Below are 6,953 nucleotides of genomic sequence, written 5' to 3'. Positions count from 1 at the left end.
TTTATAGGTAATTTTATCGTTAATGGTTATTTAGTAAGTAAATAATCAATTGGGATTTCACGCTGTTTTATCAAACACTCCTTGCATCACAGTCCCGTTTGCTAAAGAGTCAATATAGGTTGCATACCACTGTAACATCTCCCTACGCTGTTCTAGGTATTGAGCATGGTTGTAAGTACCACGGATAGTGTTCTTATCAACATGTGCAAGCTGTAACTCGATCCACGCCGTGTTATAGCCCTTTTCGTGCAAGATCGTACTCATCGTATGCCTGAAACCGTGCCCCGTAGCCTTCCCATGATAACCAATCCTTTTCAGTACCTGGTTGATACTCGCTTCACTCATCGGTTTCGTAATGTCGTTACGGCCTGGGAAAACCAGGTTGTAACGGCCCGTCACTGCCTGGATCTCTCGCAGTGCTGCCACAACTTGATCGGATAGAGGGACCAGGTGCGGACGACGCATCTTCATCCTTTCGACCGGAACTTCCCAAATACGTTTATCGAAATCAAACTCTTTCCATTCAGCCTGGCGGAGTTCGACGGTGCGAACTCCGGTCAACATCAGAATACGAGTAGCCAGTCGAGTAATCGGGCTACCAGAGTACGCGGCAAGAGCCTGTAAGAAATCAGGGAGTTCATCAGCTAACAGATGGGGATAATGGGTGGATTTAGGTGCAGTTAAAGCACTTGCCAGTTCAGAGGCAGGGTTTGTTTCAGCTCTGCCGGTGACGATGGCATAGCGGAATACCTGATTGCAGGCCTGACGGATTTTACGCAGCTTATCGAGCACACCCCGCTTTTCAAGTTTACGCAGCGAACTGAGCACTTCGAGTGGTTTGATCTCAGCAATGGGACGCTTACCAATATCAGGAAAGATGTCGTTCTCGAATGCTTCCATCAGATCTTCGGCATAGCCTTTCGACCAGTTAGGCCGCTTGTACTCATGCCATTCCAGGGCGATAGCCTTGAAGGTATTTTCGACATTGGCCTTTTGAGCCAATTTTTCTGCTTTCTTTTCTTCTCCAGGATCCCCACCTAAAGCGATCACTTTACGAGCTTCTTCTCGCTTCAAGCGAGCATCAGCCAAAGAGATATCAGGATAAACACCAATAGAGAGCTTTTTTTCTTTACCCAAAAAACGATACTTCAAACGCCAGTACTTCGCACCGTTAGGCTTTACTAACAGATACAGGCCACCGCCATCAGTGAGTTTGTATTCTTTTTCTTTGGGTTTTGCAGTATCAATCTGTCGTGCATTTAGTGGCATAAAGGGGCCCCTAATTTCCATTGAACGAGATGAGCCCCCTCAAAGGCCCCCAGATACCACTTGATTTGGGTACAACTGAGTTGACCTCGATAGAGCTCGTGACAGAAAAATTCAGTAATTTCAGGGAGTATAAAGGATAAAAAGCGAATTCAGTAGAGGTGTGTTGACTTCGAAATGGTACGCCCTACAGGGTTCGAACCTGTGACCTACGGCTTAGAAGGCCGTTGCTCTATCCAGCTGAGCTAAGGGCGCACTGAGTAATGCAGAAAAACATTACGGCTTGATGCGGGGTGGATTATACGGTCAGCACCTCTTGAGTCAATGGCTTTTCAACCACCTGCGCGACAATTGAGCATAAACCCACATCAGTGCCTGACAGCGGGCCGCGCATCTGACAAAATAGCAGCAACCCCCTTCCTTTTAGTTTACAGATGGAATTCTCTCTCTGATGGCAGCAAAGATTATTGACGGTAAAACGATTGCGCAGCAGGTACGGCTTGAAGTTGCTGAAAAAGTAAAAGCCCGAATTGCCGCAGGAAAACGTGCCCCTGGTCTGGCCGTTGTATTGGTGGGAGCGAACCCAGCATCCCAGATTTATGTCGCAAACAAACGTAAAGCCTGCGAAGAGGTTGGTTTCGTTTCCCGCTCTTACGATTTGCCCGAAACCACCAGCGAAGCGGAGCTGTTAGGGCTGATCGATGACCTGAACGCCGACGCCGAGATTGACGGCATTCTGGTACAGCTGCCTCTGCCTGCCGGGATTGATAACGTCAAAGTTCTCGAGCGTATCGACCCGGATAAAGACGTAGACGGTTTCCATCCGTACAACATTGGTCGTCTGTGCCAGCGCGCGCCGCGCCTGCGCCCGTGCACGCCACGCGGCATCGTGACGCTGCTTGAGCGTTACAACATCGACACCTACGGCCTGAATGCGGTGATCATTGGCGCGTCCAACATCGTGGGCCGCCCGATGAGCATGGAGCTGCTGCTGGCCGGCTGCACCACCACCGTGACGCACCGCTTCACCAAAAACCTCCGTCAGCACGTTGAGAACGCCGACCTGGTGATTGTGGCGGTAGGAAAACCGGGCTTTATTCCGGGCGAGTGGATTAAAGAAGGCGCTATCGTGGTTGACGTCGGTATTAACCGCCTTGAAAGTGGGAAAGTGGTCGGCGACGTAATTTATGATGAAGCCGCCGCCAAAGCCTCGTATATTACGCCGGTTCCGGGTGGCGTTGGCCCAATGACGGTGGCCACCCTAATTCAGAATACCTTGCAGGCCTGCGAGGAATATCATGATGTCGATGGAGAGTAATAATGGCGACCTTCTCATTAGGTAAACACCCCCACGTTGAACTGTGCGACTTGCTCAAGCTGGAAGGCTGGTGCGAAAGCGGCGCTCAGGCAAAAGCGGTGATTGCCGAAGGCCTCGTGAAGGTGGACGGTGAAGTTGAAACCCGCAAGCGCTGCAAAATCGTTGCGGGCCAGACCGTAACCTTCGAAAGCCTGAGCATTACCGTTCAGCCTTAAGCTCGTCCGGCCCTGTCCTGAGCGGAAAGGGCCGGGATCAACTCTCCTTGCTGCCCCTGCGGGAGAGTTGAATGAGTCCTTCATTCTTCAGGCATTAAACCCCATTAATACCAGGCTTAAAAACCTGCGTCACTTCAAATATTCGATAACAATATGGCAACAGCGCAGAATTCAGTTGCGGGGCAAAAACCGTTTCGGCACTCTAGGTAGAACGTTCTACTAGAACGTTCTACCTACCATAAAAACGCGTAAATAGACAAAACGCGGTTACTGCGTCTGCACCGGGGGAAACGTCCATGAGTCTGTTGTCCAGTGTTGTTAAATCGTTATCAAAGCTTTCCATGATTGGCCGCGCCTTAATGCTGCCTATCTCTCTGCTGCCCGCCGCTGGTTTACTGCTGGCGTTCGGCGATAAGTTTCACTTACCGCTGATGATGAATGCGGGCGGAGTTATCTTCGATAACCTGCCCATGCTGTTTGCCATCGGTTCTGCCGTTGGCCTGGCCGCCGAGTCAGGTATTGCCGCGCTGTCTGCGGCGGTGTCGGTGTTTATCATTAACATCACCATTGGCACCGTGATGCACATTACGCCGGAAATGGCCTCTGCGGGCGGTAAGTACGCGATGGTGGTGGGCATTCCGACGCTGCAAATGGGCGTTTTTGGCGGGCTTATCTCCGGTATTCTGGCGGCATGGTGCTACAACAAGTTCCACACTATGCAATTGCCTGAATTCCTGGGCTTCTTCTCCGGCAAGCGTTTTGTCGCCATCGCGACGGCGTTTCTGTCCTTCCTGCTGGGGATGGTGCTGCCGTGGGTATGGTCGTACATCCAGTCCGGCATCGATGCTCTGTCCGTGGTGGTTAACGGCGATAATCAGGCCGCGTCGACCTTTATCTTTGGTCTGGTCGAACGCGCGCTTATCCCGCTGGGCCTGCACCACATCTGGTATCCGTCTTTCTGGTACTCCTTCGGGGAATACACCACCCACACCGGGCAGGTTATCCACGGCGACCAGACGATTTGGTTCAAAATGCTGGAAGAAGGTGTGAAGTCCTTCAGCAGCGACAGTTACCAAAACGCCGGTAAATTCATGCAGGGTGAGTTCCCGCTGATGCTGTTCGCGCTGCCTGCGGCCTGTCTGGCGATGTACCACGAGGCCAATACCAAGAATAAGAAAATTGCCTCCGGCATCCTGTTCTCTGCGGCGCTAACCTGCTTCCTCACCGGGATCACCGAGCCGGTAGAGTTCACCTTTATCTTCGTTGCCCCGATCCTGTACGTGTTCAACGCGGTGATGGCCGGTCTGTCTTATATGTGTATGTACCTGCTGCATGCCCATATTGCTAAATCGTTCTCTGCCGGGATGATCGACTACATCTCCTTTGGTATCTTGCCGTCCTTCAACGGCTACCAGACTAACTTCCTGATGGCGGTCGTGGTCGGCGTGCCGATGGCGCTGATTTACTACTTCACCTTCCGCTTCGTGATTCGCCGTTTTGACGTGAAAACGCCGGGCCGCACCGAAGTCACCGCCAACGCGGGAGACAAAACCGACACTGAACTGGCGGGCGATATCATCGGCCTGTTGGGGGGAGCGCCAAATATCAATTCTGTAGGCTCCTGCATTACCCGCCTGCGCCTCGAAGTGGACGACAGCTCGAGGGTCGACAAAGACGGCCTGAACAGCCTGGGCGCCCGCGGCGTGGTGTTTGTCGGCGATTCGGGCATTCAGGTAATATTCGGTGCCAGAGCGCAATTTATTGCACAGACAATGTCGACGATGATCGGTAAATAATGTAATACCTTTCGGCCTCCTGTATGTTTCAGGGGGCTGAAATTTATGGATGTGTGGTTGCAGGGGTGGAATGAAAAAGGTCAACATCATTGATGTCGCTGAGCTGGCGGGAGTCTCGGTCTCGACGGTGTCTCTGGTTCTTCGCCAGAAGGGCAAAATTTCTGAGGCGACCATTGATAAGGTCAATGCCGCTATCAAGGTACTGGGCTACGTGCATAACGTTGCCGCCGCCAACCTTCGCTCCAGCACCTCTAACCTGATCGGCCTGATTATTCGTGACTTTAACAACTCTTTCTCCGTCAACGTCACCGCAAGCGTTGTCCAACAGTTAGAAAAACAGGGTTATATGGTCTTTCTCGGCCAGCCGCGTGACGGAGAACAGCAACTGCGTAACTGCCTGACGTCGTTTAGCCAGCAGGGCGTCGCCGGGGTGATTTATCTGGCCGCAGACAGCCACTCCGCTGAGGTTCCCCAGGCCATTACCGATTGCCCGCTGCCGACGGTGGTCATCTCTGAATCAACCATTACCAGCACGCGCGATGTGATTGGGCGGGATAATCGCCAGGCCGGTAACCAGGCCACACGCTTTCTCATTGAACGTGGCCACCGCAATATTGCCTGGCTGGGCGGCTCAAAAAGTTGCCTGATCCGCGCCGAACGGCTGTCCGGTTACCGCAGTGCCCTGCAGCAGTACGGCCTGCCGTTCAGAGAAGAGTGGGCGCCGGAATGTGCAGATGACACATCGGCTTCGGCTTTTGCCACGCGCCTGATGCTGGAAAAGAGCAACCAGATTACCGCCATGCTGTGTCATTCTCCGGCGGCGATCATCGGCGCTATTACCGGCATTCAGCAGGTTGGCCGCACCGTCGGGAAAGACGTTTTCTTAACGCAGCAGGTCTCGCTGATCGGCTTTGAAGATATGATGTACATTAACCTGACCTCGCCGAGCTTTACCTATGTCTCCGCATCCAGCGAAGAGACCGGGCGGCAGGCAGCCTCGCTAATCGTCAGCAAAATCAAACAGCCGGCACTTCCTGCCCAACGGATTATTATCTCCGGCGAACTGGTTCCGCGCGAATCTGCATAACGGAAAACAACGTCTTTTCCCGAATTATTATGTTATTAGTCCTTCTCGGATTAATGGCATATTATTAACGCATCATTTTCATTTTTATTTCAATTAACCATGAAATCAGCCTGCGATTGCAAAGCGCATGTGTTCTGGTCAGAATAGCCACTTCTATTTCAGATTTTTCTCTTAAATATGCTCAAGCGCATTCTTTTCTCCTTATTATTATTACTGGGTTTTTATACCGGAAACGCGATGGCCGTTGATTGCCAGCGTGCGGCCAGGCCACTGGAAAACACCATCTGCAATAATGACACCCTGCACTGGCTCGACAGCACGATGGATGCCATATATCGCACTATGCTGGTGAAGAATAATGGCCCTCAGGTGCATAAAGACTATCTGGAGTGGGAAAAATCTCTTGAGAGCTGTACCTCAGACGGCTGTATAGAGCGTGCCTATTACGAAGGTATTAGCCGAATTTCTGTTGTAAATGAGGACTTCGACTGGGAGGGCACATGGTGGAACACGGGGGCAGCCAACCGCAGCGGCGGAAGATTAACTTTTAGCCGCAATGCAGAATGGTCATTTACCCTTGATATTCTGGCCTGGGCAGGCGTGAACCGCGACGACTTCACGGCAGAAGCCCGGAAAATCTACGGCATTGCGGTTGTGGAAAAAGTGCAGAACACCAGCAATTGTAAGCTGCTGCTTATCCCGCGGCAGGATGGTGCCATCCAGGTTCATTCCAACGCGCAGTGGGGCTGTAACTTGTCTATGCCGACGGGCGTTTTTATTGACGGGCGCTATATTAAAAGCGCAAAGGATCCACGTCCGAAAGCTACGTTGCTGTCCATCGGTATATTTCCGGATGCCGAAACCGACCACCGCTTCAGAGAGATGGTGGGAGATGACTACCAAAACTTCGTTGATGCTGCGAATGTCTACATCTACCAGGACGATATCGACAACATTGGTGCGAAGGTGATTGCCATGTGGGTGCGTGGCGAAGCAAACCGCCACACGGCGATTATCATGTATACACCGGAAGGTAAAATGTGGGCGGCACGCACGTCACCGGGTAAAAAAGGTGGCCAGGACGCGAAATTTTACAGCTCAAAGGGAAATGAGGCGGACCCTCTGCCGCGCACGATCCAGGGGTGGAAGTTGCGATTTTTAGATAAGTAGCAGTCATTCTCTCTTAGTTTCAAATCAATACTATTAGAGTGCGACTAAGGTTCCGTTCACCACAAATCTATATCTACATGTAGCCATCGCACCGGTGAACG

Annotated in this window: 6 protein-coding genes and 1 tRNA gene; 5 read left to right on the top strand and 2 right to left on the bottom strand. The window is 51.9% G+C overall.

Annotated features, from left to right (window positions below):
* Positions 1-57: 57 nt before the first annotated feature.
* Positions 58-1,269 (bottom strand): tyrosine-type recombinase/integrase, encoded by a 1,212-nt coding sequence (locus CNE01S_RS23565; protein WP_061279061.1) that lies wholly within the window; start codon positions 1,267-1,269, stop codon positions 58-60.
* Positions 1,270-1,444: 175 nt separating this feature from the next.
* Positions 1,445-1,521 (bottom strand) — tRNA-Arg (locus CNE01S_RS23560).
* Positions 1,522-1,717: 196 nt separating this feature from the next.
* On the opposite strand from CNE01S_RS23560, the gene folD reads away from it, so the two are divergent.
* From folD to CNE01S_RS23535, 5 genes are all read left to right on the top strand, one after another.
* Entirely contained in the window at positions 1,718-2,584 is an 867-nt protein-coding gene (gene folD / locus CNE01S_RS23555) for a bifunctional methylenetetrahydrofolate dehydrogenase/methenyltetrahydrofolate cyclohydrolase FolD (RefSeq protein ID WP_061279059.1), read from the top strand.
* Positions 2,585-2,586: 2 nt separating this feature from the next.
* Positions 2,587-2,799: a ribosome-associated protein YbcJ gene (ybcJ, locus tag CNE01S_RS23550; protein ID WP_038474910.1), complete on the top strand. Its 213-nt coding sequence runs from the start codon at positions 2,587-2,589 to the stop codon at positions 2,797-2,799.
* Positions 2,800-3,095: 296 nt separating this feature from the next.
* Positions 3,096-4,595, top strand: coding sequence for a PTS transporter subunit EIIC (locus CNE01S_RS23545; RefSeq protein ID WP_061279057.1), 1,500 nt, complete (start codon positions 3,096-3,098; stop codon positions 4,593-4,595).
* A gap of 70 nt (positions 4,596-4,665) precedes the next feature.
* Complete coding sequence (gene malI, locus CNE01S_RS23540; protein ID WP_061279055.1) at positions 4,666-5,682, top strand: Mal regulon transcriptional regulator MalI; 1,017 nt, start codon at positions 4,666-4,668, stop codon at positions 5,680-5,682.
* 177 nt (positions 5,683-5,859) lie between these two features.
* Complete coding sequence (locus tag CNE01S_RS23535; RefSeq protein ID WP_061279053.1) at positions 5,860-6,852, top strand: lysozyme inhibitor LprI family protein; 993 nt, start codon at positions 5,860-5,862, stop codon at positions 6,850-6,852.
* Positions 6,853-6,953 lie beyond the last annotated feature (101 nt).

The sequence above is a fragment of the Cedecea neteri NBRC 105707 = ATCC 33855 genome (genome assembly GCF_001571265.1).
Taxonomy (GTDB): Bacteria; Pseudomonadota; Gammaproteobacteria; order Enterobacterales; family Enterobacteriaceae; genus Cedecea; species Cedecea neteri.
The sequence above is the reverse complement of the archived record's forward strand: the minus strand, read 5'-3'. Positions and strand labels throughout refer to the sequence as shown.

What these genes read in the sequence shown, in the direction of transcription:
- CNE01S_RS23535 (WP_061279053.1), top strand. Translation starts at nt 5,860, where the DNA reads ATGCTCAAGCGCATTCTTTTCTCCTTATTATTATTACTGGGTTTTTAT.
- malI (WP_061279055.1), top strand. Translation starts at nt 4,666, where the DNA reads ATGAAAAAGGTCAACATCATTGATGTCGCTGAGCTGGCGGGAGTCTCG.
- CNE01S_RS23565 (WP_061279061.1), bottom strand. Translation starts at nt 1,269, where the DNA reads ATGCCACTAAATGCACGACAGATTGATACTGCAAAACCCAAAGAAAAA.
- folD (WP_061279059.1), top strand. Translation starts at nt 1,718, where the DNA reads ATGGCAGCAAAGATTATTGACGGTAAAACGATTGCGCAGCAGGTACGG.
- ybcJ (WP_038474910.1), top strand. Translation starts at nt 2,587, where the DNA reads ATGGCGACCTTCTCATTAGGTAAACACCCCCACGTTGAACTGTGCGAC.
- CNE01S_RS23545 (WP_061279057.1), top strand. Translation starts at nt 3,096, where the DNA reads ATGAGTCTGTTGTCCAGTGTTGTTAAATCGTTATCAAAGCTTTCCATG.